Here is a 15,950-nt window from a genome sequence, read left to right on the forward strand (position 1 = left end):
CGAGTGGGGTCGGTCATCGTCTACGTAGTCGAGGGCATCGATTCCGGCGCTGGTCGCGCAGGACCAGCTGCGCGGCGCTGCGCCCGCTCGCCCCGGAAACACCGCCGCCTGGATGGGTCGATGCGCCGGTCAGATACAGCCCCGGCGCGTCCGGCACCCTTTGCCCCGAGAGCTCGGGCAGTGGTCGCCACAGCATCATTTGATCCAGCGACATTTCGATGTGCATCACATTGCCGCCGCGCAGGCCCATCTCGCGCTCGAGGTCGATCGGAGTCTGCACATGGCGTCGCAGCACCGAGTCGGCGAAACCCGGTGCGTAAGAATCGACTTCGGCGATGATGCGGTCGGCCTCGTGGTCGGCGTGCTGGGACCAGTCGGTGCCGTCGGCAAGTTGGTAAGGGTGCCATTGGGCCCACAGTGAAAGCTGGTGTTCCCCGGGGGCGGCGATGGTCGGGTCGAGTGCGCTGAAGCTCATCGCGAGCACGACAGGGCGCGGTGGCAGGTCGCCCGCCAGCGCGGCGCCGTGCGCCCGCCGCAGCTGTCGCCGATCGGACACCAGCAATTGCAGGCCGTGCGCGGACTCTTCGGTCGAGCTGCCGGGATATTTCGGCAGCGATCGAGTCGCCAGCCGCACCACCATCCCGATGCCGGGCCCGACCCGGATGCGGCGCTGCCAGTCGTCGAGCACGGCGGGGTCGTATCCGCCTTCGCGCAGCAGGTCCAGGGTGGTCAGCACATGGGCGCCCGCGATCACGATGTCCGCATGCAGGTTTCGACCGGATGCGGTGCGCACGCGCCAGCCGGCGCCCGCGCGTTCCAGCGCGGTGACCGCATCGCCCGCAGACACGTCGCCGCCGTCGGCACGCAAGCGCGCGACGAGCGCGGCGGACAGCGCACCACTGCCACCGACGGCGCGGCCGGGCGGCACGGTGTGCATGAGCGCGGCGAAGCCGACCATGGGCGCGGTGCCCGGCTCCGACATGGGCGGACCCGACTGCGCGCCGAACCAGGCCAGCGACGCTTTGAGCCGCTCGTCGTCGAAGTAACTGTCCAGCAGGGCATCCCCGGTCTGTAGAAACTCCCGCGACAACGCACTGCCGCCGGCACGTGCGTCGAGCCCCCAGAACGAGCGCAGTAACCGGCCCGGCGTGGGGGAGCCGCCGAACGCGCGCATCACCCGTGCGCTGCGCGGCCCCCAGACCTCCACGAAACGTCGGTAGGCGGCAGCGTCGCGCGCACCGCAGGCCGTCGCGATCGAGGCACAGGTTCGATCGAGATCGCGATGGAACACAATCGGTGCGCCGCCGCCCGGACCTGCCGGTGTGAACCCCCACGGGTCGCAATCGATGTACCGCAGCCCGAACCGGGCCAGCTCGAGTTCCTCGATGATCCCGGTGTGGCGCACCATGATGTGCGCGGAGGACCCGCGATCGACCAGATGGCCAGGAAAGCGCTCGACGGTCGATACCGCGCCGCCGAGCACCTCGTCGCGCTCGAGCACCTCGACCCGGTGTCCGGCGCGCGCCAGGTAGCAGGCCGCGACGAGCGCGTTGTGGCCCGACCCGACCACCACAACCGTCACGTGACCCTCACTGGCGCACTCCGCCGCTCGCCGCGCATTCTCACAGCGGCAGCCGTCGTCCGAGGATGGCAAAGGGTCTGGTGTCGCCCGCGAAGACGAAGTTCCTGACCACATCGGTGAAACCCTGTCTGCGGTACAGCCGCCACGCCCGGTTGCTCTCCTTCTCCACCTCCGGGGTGGACAGCAGCACCGCCCGTTCGGGCCGGTCCTGCAGTAGCCGGGCGAGGAGGGTCGCGCCGATGCCGCGGCCCTGCGCGGTCGGGTGCACGTGTAGCTCGGTGAGCTCGAAATAGTCCGAGAGTAGTTCGCGCGCAGAGTGTTCCGGCCAGCCCGAGCGTCGCATGCCGCTGTGCACCTGCTGGTGCCACCACTGATGTGCGGCGCCGCGGTAGCCGTAGGCGATCGCGACGATCGGCGACGATCGTAGGTCGATGTGCCCGGAATCGTCGGGTACGACGGCGGCGACCGCCTGCCAGCCGGGACGGGTGGTGTGCTCGGTCCACATCGGCGCGCGGTGCTGCTCGGTGCCGCGCGGGTAATCCATCGCCGCGACATACACGGCCAGCGCATCGTGGAGCCGGGAGCGCAGGGCCGCGACCGAGAGGTCGACGACGACGGGTGCGGGGGTGTGGTTGGGCTTGACGGCAGTCATGGCTCTCGTCGGGCCGCGCTGGCGCGGAAGTTTGTCGGTGGGTGTCTCTATATTCAATCTCAATTCAAACGTTCGAATACCTGTTCGATCCGCGCGGTGCTGGGAAGTCGGCTCCCGTGCACACGATGGGCCAGGTGCGCGATTGTGGAGGGACGGCTGATGTCTGGTCGGATCGAACATGCGGGACAACCCGGTCGGGCGGGAAAACTGCTGAAGAAGGCCGACGGCCTGCTGATGCAGGCGGCGGGCGAGGAGGATCCGCGAGAACGATTCCGGACCGCGTACCTCGCGGCATTGCGCGGCGCGGGCGCGGTGCTCGCGTTCACGGGTGCTGACGCCGCGCCGCGGACGCGGTCACGCAGCGCCTGGGTGCTCCTGCAACGCGCGGCCCCCGAATTCGTCATGTGGGCGGACTACTTCAGTGCCCGCTCGGAGACGCGCGCCGCGCTGGAGGCGGGACTCGATCGTGATGTCGACGATCGGCAGGCCGACGAGTTCTATTCGCGGGTAGGCGCATTCCTGCACGATGTGGAAGATCTCATCGACGCGGGGGCTCGTTTGCGTCCGATTCCGGGCTGGAACAACGGCATGACCGCATAGTCGTCGGCGCGCCGCCGACTGTCGCGTCTGCCCTGCGCCCGCCGCAATTTGGCGACAGACTCGGCTGGCTGGGCCCATTAGGTGGTACGGCATTGATCGAACTCGTATCATTGGTGACAGATAGCCGCCAAGGTCGGCTGTCTGTCGCCTACCCGGAGGCGACAGCCAAGTCCTAGTGCCGGGGGAGGTACCGTGCCACTCTCCGAGCACGAGCAGCGCATGCTCGAACAGATCGAGAGCGCTCTCTATGCTGAGGATCCGAAGTTCGCCTCGTCCGTCCGCGGCGGACGCCTTCGCTCGACCTCGAGTCGTCGCAGACTCCAGGCCGCAGCTTTGTTCGTCCTTGGTCTGTTTCTACTCGTCGCCGGCATTGCCGCTCCTGTGAAGCTGGGCGACTTTCCGATCATCAGCCTGATCGGATTCATTGTCATGTTCGCCGCAGGCGTGCTGCTACTGCTCGGCAGTTCGAAGAGCATTGCCAAGGGCGACCGGTCGGGCGAAGCCCAATCCGGTGGCGCGAGCGGCGGATCGAGCGGACGTGGGCGCCAGCGCAAGTCCGGTGGTTTCTCCGAGCGCATGGAGGATCGATTCCGGCGACGGTTCGAGCAGGAGTAGCTCGGGCTTAGCCGACATCTCACAGCACAGACGGCGACGCCGCACCGATTCGGTGCGGCGTCGCCGTCTTGTGTGCGAAACGCCGAACGGTCAGATGATCTCCGGTCGGGTTTCGTCCGATCCCCCACATCGCCCCACGAAGATCCCCCACCACGCACCGATCATCCGGTGAATAGGGTGACACCAGGGCGTTTGCTGGTTGTTGTCGGGCGCCCACCCAGCTGGGCGGTGCGTGTCGGCGAGCACCCGAAAAGTTCTCCACCGCGGTGATAGCTGGGATGACCTGCGCAATCGCCGACGCGGGGAGCCAGATCACCCCGCGTTTCGATTGAAAGTGGGGGAAAGTGGGGTAATGTGGAGCGCGCACTACAGGAAAGTCATACATCCGAGGTGATCGTGCTCCCCGCGCAGGTGGGGTTGATCCGGGAGGTATCGAGTTGTTTCTCGGTACGTACACACCTCGGCTGGACGACAAGGGGCGACTCACGTTGCCTGCAAAGTTTCGAGACGATCTGGCGGGAGGGTTGATGGTCACGAAGGGTCAGGACCACAGCCTTGCCGTGTATCCCAAGGAAGAGTTCACCGCGCTCGCTCGTCGAGCTGCGGCGGCGTCTCGGAGCAACCCGCAGGCTCGCGCATTCGTCCGCGCGCTGGCAGCCGGAACCGATGAGCAACGGCCGGATGCCCAAGGCCGGATTGTGTTGTCGGCCGACCATCGTCGTTACGCAAACCTGGACAAGGAATGCGTCGTGATCGGATCGGTCGACTTCCTGGAGATATGGGATAAGCAGGCGTGGGATTCCTACCTCGCCGAGCACGAGGAGGACTACGCGGAAGCGAGAGACGAGTCGCTGGGCGGAATCTTCTAACCGAGCGAACGAGTGCCACGCGGCCTCTGCCCGGACGTGGACCCTGACGTACTTCCCCGACGCCAGGTGCCGTGTTTCGGACAGAGACCACGCGGCATTCGTATTTTCGAAAGCAGCTGTCTATCAAGGCGACCCGTACGATGGTCGGACTTTCATCCGCCCAGGCGCTCCAAGTAGTGCAGGACGACGCGAGGCAAATCCCGGGAGGTCGAGGTGAACCGTGAACAGCACGGTCCCCGTCATGTTCCGGTTCTGCTCGGGCGAGCTGATGAACTGCTCGGACCGGCGCTGGGTGAGCCGGGCGCCGTCTATGTAGACGCCACTCTCGGACTCGGCGGACATGCCGAGCACTTCCTGCGCACCTATCCGCAGATCCGGCTGGTCGGGCTCGATCGTGACACCTCGGCGCTGGCGCTGGCCGCTGAGCGACTACGTCCGTTCGAGGACCGAATCACCTTGGTGCACACGCGATATGACGGTATCGCCGACGCGCTGCAAGAGGCCGGGTTTGCGAGCACCGGCTCGGTGAGCGCGATCCTGATGGACCTCGGCGTTTCCTCGATGCAGCTGGACGAGGCCGATCGCGGCTTCGCCTATTCCGTCGACGCGCCGTTGGACATGCGGATGGATCCGACCACTGGTATCACCGCGGCCGACGTGCTCAACACCTACAGCCACGGTGACCTGGCTCGGGTGCTGAAAACCTATGGGGAGGAACGCTTCGCGGGCCGGATAGCGTCGGAGGTGGTGCGGCGGCGACAGCAGAAGCCGTTCACTACGAGCGCCGAACTCGTCGAGGTGCTCTACGCCTCGATCCCGGCCGCGACGAGGCGGACCGGCGGGCATCCCGCCAAACGGACCTTCCAGGCGTTGCGGGTGGAGGTCAACCACGAGCTCGATTCGCTGCGGGCCGCGCTGCCCGCGGCACTGGATTCGCTGCGGGTCGGCGGACGGATCGTGGTGATGTCCTATCAGTCGCTCGAGGACAAGGTCGTCAAGCAGGAGCTCGCGCCGCGCACGACATCGCGCAGCCCGGTCGACCTACCGGTCGAATTGCCCGGTATGGGACCGGAATTCAAGCTGTTGACCCGTGGTGCCGAGAAGGCGACCGAGCAGGAGATCGAGGAGAACCCGCGCGCGGCGCCGGTACGGATGCGTGCGGCGGAGAGAATCCAGGAGGGGAATTCATGAGTGTTCGGGCGCGTGCCGTCGAGGCGCCGGGCCGGGTCGCCCGCCGGGTTCAGGCCGCCGAGCGGGTCAAATCCGGTGCGGCGCAACGTGCTTATGCCCGCCGCCGACTGCGCGCCGAACAGCTCACCGACACGCCCGACCTGCCGACTCGGCGGGTGTCTGCCATGGCGACCCGAATCCCGTTCGTGGCGGCCATCATTGCGCTGCTGGGCTGTGGTCTCGCCGGTACGCTGCTGCTGACCACGAGGGCGGCGGAGGACAGCTATCAGCTCGGCGACGCCAGGCAGATCAACAGGAAGCTCTCGGAAGAGCGCGCCGCGCTGCAGCGTGAGGTGGAGGCCGCCGACTCGGCGCCCGCACTGGCGGCACGAGCCCGTGAGTTCGGCATGATCCCCGCCAAGGATCCGGCCCGCATCGTCGTTGCCCCGGACGGTACGGTGACGGTGATCGGCAAACCGACTCCGGCGCAGGGGCCCCCGGTGCCGCCGTTGAATACCGCGCCATCGGCGCCGCTCGCCTCGCAGCCGGGACATGTGCTGGCACAGGGCGAACGAGTGGTGCCGGTTTCGACCCCCCGGCAGCCGACCGTGCCAGGGCAGCCGAATACCGAGCAGGCCAATGGCGCCCAGGCGCATACCTCCAGTTCGAGCCCGACACCGACGAGCCCCGCCGCCGCGAGCCAGATGCCCGTCGCGGCGCCGCCGACGGCACAGCAGGCCACGCCGCCCGCGTCCGCGGCGCCTGTCGATGTGCCGCAGCCGGAGTCGCCGCAGCCACAGCTCGAATCGCCGCAGCCACAGCCGGAAACACCGCAGGCCGCCGGAGTCCAGCCCCAGGCCACGGCGCCGCAGGATCAGCCCGCCTCCGACGGAGGCCCCCGTTGACACAGACCAGGCCCGCGCCGCAGCGCCGCGGGCCTGAACCATCACGTGCTCCGAGACCGCGGACCGCCACCGTGGCGACCATGGAGCGGCCATTGCGGCTACGCCTCGGCGTCGGCCGGATCGTGATGCTGGTTGCGCTGACGGTCGTCGCTATCCAATTGCTCTGGGTGCAGAGCATTTCCGCGCCCGCCCTGTCCGCGCAGGCAGCCAGTCAGCGCATCACCCACGAGCCCGATTACGCCACCCGAGGCCCGATCACCGATCGCAACGGCAAGTTACTCGCCTTCACCACCCCTGCCAAAGCGCTGACTTTCCAACCGGTTCAGGTTCGTAAAGACCTCGAGGCCGCACGCTCGAAGAGCGATAAGGCTCCTGATCCGGAGGAACGGCTCAAAGCCATCGCCAAGACCATTCACGAAAAGCTCGGCAAGCAGGCGCCGTCGGAGACGGCATTGCTGAACAAGTTGAAGAGCGACGAGGAATTCGTGTACCTGGCTCGCGACGTCGATGCGCGGATCGCCTCCGAGATCAGGTTGCAGTACCGGGAGGTGGGTGCCGAAGCGCAGCCACTGCGGAAGTATCCAGGTGGTTCGCTGGCCGCCAATGTGATCGGCTCCACCGGCTGGGACGGGCATGGCCTCATCGGCCTCGAGTCGTCGATGGACTCGGTGCTGGCCGGTACCGACGGCTCGCAAACCTACGACCGCGGCTCCGACGGCGCTGTCATTCCTGGTAGCTGGCGGGATAAGCAGCCCGTGGTCAACGGCAACGGTGTCGAACTGACCCTGGATTCGGATCTGCAGTACTACGTGCAGCAGCAGGTTCAGCAGGCCCGTGAAATATCCGGCGCCCAGGGCGCGTCCGCGGTGGTGCTGGACGCCAAGAGCGGCCAGGTCATGGCCATGGCCAACGACAGCACCTTTAATCCGGAACTCGGCCCACAGAACTGGAACTCGGCCACCACGAAGAACGCATCGGTGTCCGATGTGTACGAGCCGGGATCGGTCAACAAGATCGTTACCGCGGCCGCGGCGATCGAATACGGGCTGACGAATCCCGATGAGGTGCATCAGGTTCCGGGCTCGATCTCCATGGGTGGAGTCATTGTCAATGACGCTTGGGTGCACGGCGTTGCGCCGTACACCACCACTGGAATCTTCGGGCGATCCTCGAACGTGGGCACGCTGATGCTGGCGCAGCGGATCGGCGAGGAACGGTACGCCGACATGTTGAAACGTTTCGGGCTCGGGCAGCGCACCGGTGTCGGGTTGCCCGGCGAGAGCTCCGGCGTCGTGCCTGCCCGTGACCAGTGGTCCGGTTCCACCTTCGCCAACCTGCCCATCGGACAGGGCCTTTCGATGACGACGCTGCAGATGACCGGCATGTATCAGGCCATTGCCAACGACGGTGTCCGCATCCCGCCGCGCATCGTGAAGGCCGAGATCGCGCCGGACGGCACTCGCACCGAGGAACCGCAGCCGGACGGCGTCCGCGTCGTGAGTCCGCAAACCGCCGCTACCCTGCGGACCATGTTCCAGTCCGTTGTTCAGCGCGACCGTGTGGATGGAAATCAGACCGGGACGGGCGCGCCCGCAGCCATCGAGGGCTACCAGATCGCCGGTAAGACGGGCACCGCACAGGCGATCGACCCCAGCTGCAAGTGCTACTCCACTTCCAGATACTGGATCACTTTCGCGGGCATCGCGCCGGCCGACAACCCCCGCTACGTAGTCGGCCTCATGCTCGACGCGCCCATGCGTAGCTCGGATGGCAGTGGCGGGGGTTCTGTTGCCCCCCTGTTCCACAACATCGCCTCCTGGGCACTCCAGCGCGACCGCATTCCGCCGTCGGAGCCGCCGAAGCGATTCGTGCTGCAGGCCGGGTGACCCGGCTGTCGACTACGTCTGGAAGAACGACGGAGAGCGTGGCCGACAGCTCCCTACGGATGTCCGCGATACAGCGCAATAGTGGTGGTGTCTTGCCCGGAGTTGTATCGGAAGGTTCGCGGCGGGACAGGTATCGGTATCGACGAGATTCCTGTCGCGATGCCGACCTCCGAACCGGTCGGATGAGCTGACAGGCGTCAAATCTATTAATTCGATGAGGCATCGCTCGTGATATGCGGTGGCCTGTGAAAGGTTGCCTTCGAATCCTCGATAATTGATGAAGGGGTCGCGCAATCGCGTGGACGCAGGTGCTCTGTTTCCTGCTGTTCGTCTCCTGTGTGTTCGCTGCAAACATATCGAGCACAGAGGCCGCGGTATTTACTTCCGATCGGAACCCCAGTACTGTCGAGGTGCCCCCAGTAGGTTGTGGACATGGGGAGTGAGTCAGGGAGGGTTCATCTTGACGAGAATTGTTCCTGCCATATCGATCGCCGCTGTATCGGCGATTGGATTGGGCGGATCGGGTGCTGCAAATGCGTACCCTCTGGATTATCGTGGGGTAGGAGTGCGCCTGCCGGCGGGTGGTGCGTAACCAAAAGAGCTTTGCGAGTCACGGTTTACTGTGGAGTGTCCGAGCCTTGCGGATGACGGGCTGTTCTATCCCCGGGGGAATCCACCCCGTATCAGCGCGGATCCTCGTCGTTCCTGCTGCCTGATCACTCGGCCGGGCTGTGCCCGGGAGTTTTACCTCGGAAGATGTTCGGCAGGCTGTAGATTATATTTACGCGTTTGTCGCATTATCTTTGTTGAAATGTATCTATTATCAGTAAAAGAAAGTTGGATAACTATGCTGGAACGAATAAGTGCAGCCGGTATTCAACGCGCCTGTACTCATCTTGCGTTCGGTATCGTACTGGTCGGGGGAAGTTTGTAGGTTTCGGAATCGGCGCAGGGACCGCTTCTGCCGACATATTCTGCAACTCGGATGGCCATATGCAGACGTGCCATCAGACGGATCCGTCGAAGTGTGCTGCGTTGAATAATCCTCCGCAGAATCCGTCGGATCCTTGTACCTGGGTCGAACCTGCACACTGACCCACGTAGCCGAGGTGGTGTGGCGTAGTCGGAATGAAGGAATCGCCCCGGTCTGATCGTCTGTGCCCCGTCCGCATTGCATGTGGACGGGGCACAGGTGTATTCCGCTCATGCGGCGCCGCGTCCATTGCCGCCCCCGGCGTGCGCCACACCACGCTGGTTGCACGGTGACGGAGTGCTCGGCAGCCATGGCGAAACCGGCCCGGCCGGTTACCGGTTGTGTGCCATGGGCAGCGTGGCGGAGCCCGCGGATGAGGTGCGGGGGTCGTAGGGTTCGAGGGCGGTGTCTTGATGCTGCGGTGGGGCTGCCTGGCCGTGCCGGGAGCCGTCACCGGTAACCTGACACGTCGATCACCGCCCCCGAGAGGAGCCTGGTTTCTGTGCAGTCTGGTCAACCGCGCGCGTTGCGGCCCGAGTGCCCACCGGCGTCATTGTTGACGACTCTGGCTAACTCGGTCGCCGCAGAGTTACGCGGTGCGCCGACTGCGCGTGAGGTGTCGGTCACCGGCATCGAGCAGCGCTCGAATGCCGTGCTGCCGGGAGACCTGTTCGCCGCGCTGCCCGGTGCGCAAGCGCACGGAGCGCGATTCGCCCGTGACGCTGTCGAGCGTGGTGCGGTCGCGGTTTTCACCGACGCAGCGGGCGCGGAACTGGCGGGCGAGGTCGGCGTGCCGGTGCTGGTGCGCGAACAGCCGCGCGCGGTACTCGGCGAACTGTCGGCCGCCATCTACGGCAACCCCTCGCAGCGGCTCCGTATCATCGGCATTACCGGCACCTCCGGCAAAACCACGACGTCCTATCTCGTGGAGGCCGGGCTCGCCGCCGCGGGCCGGTCCACCGCGCTGATCGGCACGATCGAGACCAGGATCGGCGGCCGTCGGGTGCCGAGTGCGCTGACCACCCCCGAAGCGCCGCAGCTGCACGCGATGTTCGCGCTGATGGTCGAGCAGGGCGTGGACGCGGTCGTGATGGAGGTCTCCAGCCACGCACTCGCGCTGGGCCGGGTCGACGGCGTGCGCTTCGCGGTGGGTGCGTTCACCAATCTGTCGCAGGACCACCTGGACTTCCACGCCGACTTCGAGGACTACTTCGCCGCCAAGCGGCGGCTGTTCGAACCGGATTCGCCGGTCGCCGCGCGCACCGCAGTCGTTTGCGTCGACAGTGAGTGGGGCAGGCGGTTGGCCGCCGACATCGATGCCCCGATCACCGTGGCCACGATCGATGGGATCGGGGCGGCGAGCAGCACCTGGCATCTGACCGGTCCGGTGGTGGCACACGGCGGCGAGCAGGAGTTCAGCGCTGCCGGACCCGGTGTGAATGTGGATGTGCGCCTACGTCTTCCGGGGAGCTATAACGTCGCGAACGGACTGCTCGCGGTTGCAGTGTGCGCGGCCGCCGATGTCGATCCCGCGATCGCTGGGCCCGCGCTGGCTACCGTCGATGTGCCGGGCCGGATGCAGCGGGTCGACCGGGGCCAGGACTTCCTCGCCATCGTCGACTACGCGCACAAGCCCGCCGCGCTGGAATCGGTGATCGCGACCCTGCGCGGGCACCTCGCCGCCGACAATCCGGAAGCTCCCGGCAGGCTGGCCGTTGTCGTCGGCGCCGGTGGTGACCGCGATGCGGGCAAGCGGTCATTGATGGGCGCGGCCGGGGCGCGCGGCGCCGACCTGCTGATTATTACCGATGACAATCCACGCTCGGAGGACCCGGCGGCGATCCGGGCGGCGCTGAGCGCAGGTGCACTGGCGATTCCGGCCGGCGACCGTGGCGAGGTGCGTGAGATCGGCGACCGTGCCGAGGCGATCGCCGCGGCCGTCGACTGGGCCCGCGTCGGCGATGTGGTGCTGATCGCGGGTAAGGGGCACGAGCCAGGCCAGGAGATCCAGGGCGTCAAGCATCGCTTCGACGACCGTGACGTGCTTGCGGAGGCGTTGGAGGGCCGCGCCGGGCACGTGCGGGAGTCGAGTGTCAGCGAGGCGCAGCGATGACCGAGCCGATCGTGTGCCTGCGTGCTCGACACCCGTCGGAGCCGAGCGTCAGCAAGGCGCGAGTATGAGTCGAACAGCCTACGCAGACAACGACTTCGGGTCTGACAGAGCTGGACGAGGACGAGACGCCCGCGGTGGCGCAACACAACATTTCCAGTCGGCACAGCGAAGTCCGCACGGTACGGACGCGGAGGACTTGACGGTTTCATGATCGAGATGACACTGCGGGAGATCGCGGACGTCGTCGGCGGCACGCTGCACGACGTCCCTGACCCGGAGGTGACGGTTACGGGTTCGGTCGAATTCGATTCGCGCCGAATCGGTTCCGGAGATCTGTTCCTTGCCCTGCCCGGCGAGCACGCCGACGGGCACGATTTCGCCGCAGCGGCGGTTGCCGCGGGCGCGGTTGCGGTCCTGGCCGCTCGGCCGGTCGGGGCGCCCGCCATCGTGGTGACGCCGGCCGCGGGCGCGGTGCCGGCGACTTCGGTTGCACTGGCCCATGATTCGGACGGCTCGGGCGCTGCGGTCCTGGCCGCGTTGGCCACGCTGGCGCGGGTCAGCGTCGAACGGCTTTCCGCGGCGGGCGCGACGGGCTCGGAGGAGGTAGCGGAGCGTGACCACGCAGAGCCCCGCGAGCGCCGCCAATCCAACACCGCGGCGGGCGCGACGGGCTCGGAGGAGGTAGCGGAGCGTGACCACGCAGAGCCCCGCGAGCGCCGCCAATCCAGCACCGCGGCGGGCGGACTCACGGTCATCGGGGTGACCGGTTCCTCCGGCAAGACCTCGACCAAGGACCTGCTCGCCGCCGTGCTCGCTCCGCTCGGCCCGGTGGTGGCCCCGCCGGGATCGTTCAACAACGAGCTCGGTCATCCGTGGACCGCGCTACGCGCTGATGCCGACACCCGATTCCTGGTGTTGGAGCTGTCCGCCCGCGGCCCTGGCCATATCGCCGCTCTCGCGAAGGTTGCGCCACCGAGGATCGGCGTCGTACTCAATGTCGGCACCGCCCACCTCGGCGAATTCGGCAGTCGCGAGGCGATCGCCCAGGCAAAGGGCGAACTGGTGGAGGCGTTGCCGATCGCCGGACTCGCCGTGCTCAATGCCGATGATCAGCAGGTCGCCGCAATGGCCGACCGCACGACTGCACGCGTGGTCACCGTCGGGCAGTCCGAGCGTGCCGACATCCGAGCCACCGATATTCGGCTCGACGACCAAGCGCGGGCAGCCTTCACGCTGCACACGCCGTCTGGCAGCATCCCGATACAACTGGCCGTGCACGGCGAACATCAGGTCGGCAATGCCCTTTCCGCCGTCGCGGTAGCCCTGGAATGCGGCGCCGATCTCGATACCATCACTCGAGCGCTCTCCGGCGCTCATGCTGCATCGGCCCGTCGAATGGATGTGCGGACCACCACCGACGGCGTCACCGTGGTCAACGATTCCTACAACGCCAATCCTGATTCGGTGCGGGCCGCACTCAAGGCGCTTGTCACCATGTCGCGCGCGGGTGATACCGCGCGGCGCAGTTGGGCAGTGCTCGGCGAAATGGGCGAACTCGGCGAGGAGTCGGTGATCGAGCACGACCGGATCGGACGCTTGGCGGTACGCCTCGATGTCGACCGGCTGATCGTGGTCGGGACCGGAAGGCCGTCCCGGGCGATGCACCAGGGAGCGGTGATGGAAGGCTCATGGGGCGAGGAGTCGATCATCGTTCCCGATATCGGCTCGGCAATCGCGCTGCTCGACGAGGAAGTCGAGGCGGGCGATGTGGTGCTGGTCAAGGCATCGAAGTCGGTTGGCCTGTGGGAGGTTGCCGAACATCTGACCGGTACGGAGCGTGCGCGGGGTCACGTGGGTGGGACCAGGGCGGGATCTGACACGGAGGCAGCAGGATGAGGCAGATTCTATTCGCGGCGGGCATCGCGCTAGCGGTGTCGATCCTGCTGACGCCGCTACTTATTCGGACCTTCGCCAAGCAGGGGTTCGGCCAGGAGATCCGGGTCGACGGCCCGGCCAGCCACCAGGCCAAGCGCGGCACCCCGACCATGGGCGGTGTCGCCATCCTGATCGGCCTGTGGGCCGGCTACCTCGGCTCGCATCTGATCGGCATAGGCTACGACGCCGAGGGCCCGTCCGCGTCGGGACTGCTGGTGCTCGGACTGACCACCGCACTCGGCCTCGTCGGCTTCCTCGACGACTTCATCAAGCTGCGCAAGCAGCGCAATCTCGGGCTGACCGCCGCAGGCAAGTACCTCGGCCAGCTGGCCGCCGCGGTGATCTTCGGTGTCCTCGCCCTACAGTTCCGCGGCGCGAACGGGCTCACCCCGGCGAGCAGGCACCTGTCCTACGTCCGTGACATCACCACGGTGTCGATGGGCGCGATCATTTTCCTGGCGTTCGTCTGCATCATCGTGGTCGCCTGGTCCAACGCGGTGAACCTCACCGACGGTCTCGACGGTCTCGCCGCAGGCTCGATGAGTCTGGTACTCGGCGGCTACGTGGTCATCTCGTTCTGGCAGTACTACCACGCCTGCGCGATCAAACCGGAAGCCGGTTGCTACAACGTGCGCGACCCGCTGGACCTGGCCCTGGTCTGTGCCGCGGGTGCTGCCGCGTGCGTCGGGTTCCTCTGGTGGAACGCCGCGCCCGCCAAGATCTTCATGGGTGACACCGGCTCACTCGCGCTGGGCGGCATGCTGGCGGGCTTGTCCATCACCACCAGGACCGAGCTGCTGATGGTCGTCATCGGCGCGTTGTTCGTGGCGGAGGCGGCCTCGGTGGTGCTGCAGGTGGCGGTGTACCGCACTACGCGCAACCGGCTGTTCAAGATGGCGCCGTTCCATCATCACTTCGAGCTGAGCAAATGGGCTGAAACTACGGTGATCATCCGATTCTGGTTGCTGGCGGCGATCGCTTCCGCGGTCGGACTCGGGTTGTTCTATAGCGAATATCTCTCCGCGGTCGGGTGAACTAGCGATGGTCGAACATTCTCCGAGGGCCCTGCGAACGCCGGGGCCCATGCTCGAATTTCTGCGTGGCCGTGATGTTCTCGTGGCAGGCTGGGGCGTCTCCGGACGCTCGCTGATCGAGCCGCTACGCGATATCGGCGCCCGGCCGGTGGTCACCGACGGTGGTGCGTCCGCGCTCGCCGAGGCGGCCGGTCTAGGCCTCGACATCGCGACGTGCACCGAACTGGAGTCCGCGGACTGGAGCCGCTTCGCGCTGGTCATCACCAGCCCGGGCTGGCGGCCGGACTCGCCGGTGCTCGCCGCGGCCGTGACCGAGGGCACCCCGGTGTGGGGCGACGTCGAATTCGCCTGGTGGGTCGATCAGGCCAGGATCTACGGTCCGGTCCGCAAGTGGCTGGTGGTGACCGGAACCAACGGCAAGACCACTACCACCTCGATGGTGCATTCGATCCTGCGCGCCGCGGGCATCGCCAGTGTGGCGTGCGGCAATATCGGGCTGCCGATCCTGGATGCGCTGCGGCGCAACCCCGGTCCGCAGGTGCTCGCGGTCGAACTGTCCTCGTTCCAGTTGCACTGGGCGCCTTCGGTGCGACCGGAGGCAGGCGTGGTGCTGAATGTGGCAGAGGATCACCTGGATTGGCACGGCGGCCTCGACGCCTACGCCGCCGCGAAGGCACGCGCGCTGGTCGGGCGGATCGGTGTGGTCGGACTCGACGATCCGGTCGCCGCCTCGCTCGCGCGCCGTGCGAAAGCCCGTCGGGTTATCGGTTTCCGGATCGGCGTGCCCGCCGACGGTGAGCTCGGTGTCGTCGACGGCAAGTTGCTCGATCGTGCCTTCACCAAGGCAGCGATCCTGGCCGAAGTCGGCGACATCAGCCCGCAGGGACCCGCAGGGATCGCCGATGCACTGGCGGCGTCGGCGCTGACCCGGGCCATCGATGTCGCCCCGCAGTTCGTGCGCGAGGGGCTGATCGAGCACAAGGTCGGTCCGCATCGCGCGGCCTTCGTGCGTGAGCTGGACGGCGTCGAGTTCATCGACGATTCCAAGGCCACCAATCCGCATGCCGCGCGGTCGTCGATCCTGGCCCACGCACAGGTGATCTGGCTCGCCGGTGGGCAATTGAAGGGCGCGGCGGTCGAGGATCTCGTCCAAGAGGTTGCCGACCGTTTGGTCGCCGCGGTGCTGTTCGGGGTCGACGCGCCGATAATCGCGGCTGCGTTGGCGCGACACGCGCCCGAGATCCCGGTCGTCGAGGTGCGCGCGGGAGACGATGCAAGAATGGGTAGAACCGAGAAGGCCGACGCCGTCATGGCCGAGGCCGTGCGCGCGGCGGCCGGGTTCGCCCGTCAAGGCGATACCGTGCTTTTGGCTCCGGCCGCGGCCTCACTGGACATGTTCGCCGACTACACGCACCGCGGGCGCAGCTTCGCTGCGGCGGTGCACGCTCTGGAAGACGGTGATCTGGGAACCGCTGAGGCCGGGGAATTCCGATGATCTCCGTGATACGCGCTCAGTACGTGGGGCCCCTTTCGCTCGAGACCGAGCGAAAGGCCCGGTGGCTGTCGCGGATTGATCAGGTCGTGACAGGATCGACCGCTATCGGTGCGGTTGCTGG

The 15,950-nt window shown here is 66.8% G+C and carries 12 protein-coding genes; 10 read left to right on the plus strand and 2 right to left on the minus strand.

Features of this window, described 5'->3' with window-relative positions; genetic code table 11:
• Positions 1-13 precede the first annotated feature (13 nt).
• Positions 14-1,582: a phytoene desaturase family protein gene (locus tag OHQ90_RS16220; RefSeq protein ID WP_328411384.1), complete on the minus strand. Its 1,569-nt coding sequence runs from the start codon at positions 1,580-1,582 to the stop codon at positions 14-16.
• A gap of 40 nt (positions 1,583-1,622) precedes the next feature.
• Positions 1,623-2,234 carry a GNAT family N-acetyltransferase gene (locus OHQ90_RS16225; RefSeq protein WP_328411386.1) on the minus strand — a complete coding sequence of 204 codons (612 nt, stop codon included), beginning with the start codon at positions 2,232-2,234 and terminating at the stop codon, positions 1,623-1,625.
• A 159-nt stretch (positions 2,235-2,393) separates the two neighbouring features.
• Here OHQ90_RS16225 and OHQ90_RS16230 point away from each other — a divergent pair, with 159 nt between their 5' ends.
• From OHQ90_RS16230 to murD, 10 genes are all read left to right on the plus strand, one after another.
• Positions 2,394-2,834 (plus strand): SAV_6107 family HEPN domain-containing protein, encoded by a 441-nt coding sequence (locus OHQ90_RS16230; protein WP_328411388.1) that lies wholly within the window; start codon positions 2,394-2,396, stop codon positions 2,832-2,834.
• Between the two features lie 192 nt (positions 2,835-3,026).
• Positions 3,027-3,449: a DUF3040 domain-containing protein gene (locus OHQ90_RS16235; protein ID WP_328411390.1), complete on the plus strand. Its 423-nt coding sequence runs from the start codon at positions 3,027-3,029 to the stop codon at positions 3,447-3,449.
• A 437-nt stretch (positions 3,450-3,886) separates the two neighbouring features.
• Positions 3,887-4,318: a division/cell wall cluster transcriptional repressor MraZ gene (gene mraZ / locus OHQ90_RS16240; protein WP_328411392.1), complete on the plus strand. Its 432-nt coding sequence runs from the start codon at positions 3,887-3,889 to the stop codon at positions 4,316-4,318.
• 213 nt (positions 4,319-4,531) lie between these two features.
• On the plus strand, positions 4,532-5,509 hold the full coding sequence (gene rsmH / locus OHQ90_RS16245) for a 16S rRNA (cytosine(1402)-N(4))-methyltransferase RsmH (protein WP_328411394.1): 978 nt from the start codon (positions 4,532-4,534) through the stop codon (positions 5,507-5,509).
• Positions 5,506-6,393, plus strand: a complete 888-nt coding sequence (locus OHQ90_RS16250) for a hypothetical protein (protein WP_328411396.1) — start codon at positions 5,506-5,508, stop codon at positions 6,391-6,393. The genes rsmH and OHQ90_RS16250 overlap by 4 nt, the downstream gene beginning before the upstream one ends.
• An 80-nt stretch (positions 6,394-6,473) precedes the next feature.
• A complete protein-coding gene (locus tag OHQ90_RS16255) occupies positions 6,474-8,279 on the plus strand; it encodes a peptidoglycan D,D-transpeptidase FtsI family protein (RefSeq protein ID WP_328411398.1) in 1,806 nt (601 codons plus the stop codon).
• Positions 8,280-9,754: 1,475 nt separating this feature from the next.
• Positions 9,755-11,365 (plus strand): UDP-N-acetylmuramoyl-L-alanyl-D-glutamate--2,6-diaminopimelate ligase, encoded by a 1,611-nt coding sequence (locus OHQ90_RS16260; RefSeq protein ID WP_442941412.1) that lies wholly within the window; start codon positions 9,755-9,757, stop codon positions 11,363-11,365.
• A 207-nt stretch (positions 11,366-11,572) separates the two neighbouring features.
• The gene (locus OHQ90_RS16265; protein WP_328411402.1) at positions 11,573-13,261 is read left to right on the plus strand and encodes a UDP-N-acetylmuramoyl-tripeptide--D-alanyl-D-alanine ligase; all 1,689 of its coding nucleotides are present in this window, start codon (positions 11,573-11,575) and stop codon (positions 13,259-13,261) included.
• A complete protein-coding gene (mraY, locus tag OHQ90_RS16270; RefSeq protein ID WP_328411404.1) occupies positions 13,258-14,334 on the plus strand; it encodes a phospho-N-acetylmuramoyl-pentapeptide-transferase in 1,077 nt (358 codons plus the stop codon). The genes OHQ90_RS16265 and mraY overlap by 4 nt, the downstream gene beginning before the upstream one ends.
• Positions 14,335-14,383: 49 nt before the next feature.
• Positions 14,384-15,829 carry a UDP-N-acetylmuramoyl-L-alanine--D-glutamate ligase gene (murD, locus tag OHQ90_RS16275; protein WP_328411406.1) on the plus strand — a complete coding sequence of 482 codons (1,446 nt, stop codon included), beginning with the start codon at positions 14,384-14,386 and terminating at the stop codon, positions 15,827-15,829.
• Positions 15,830-15,950: the final 121 nt, after the last annotated feature.

Origin of the sequence: Nocardia sp. NBC_00403, from assembly GCF_036046055.1 — a bacterium.
GTDB lineage: Bacteria > Actinomycetota > Actinomycetes > Mycobacteriales > Mycobacteriaceae > Nocardia.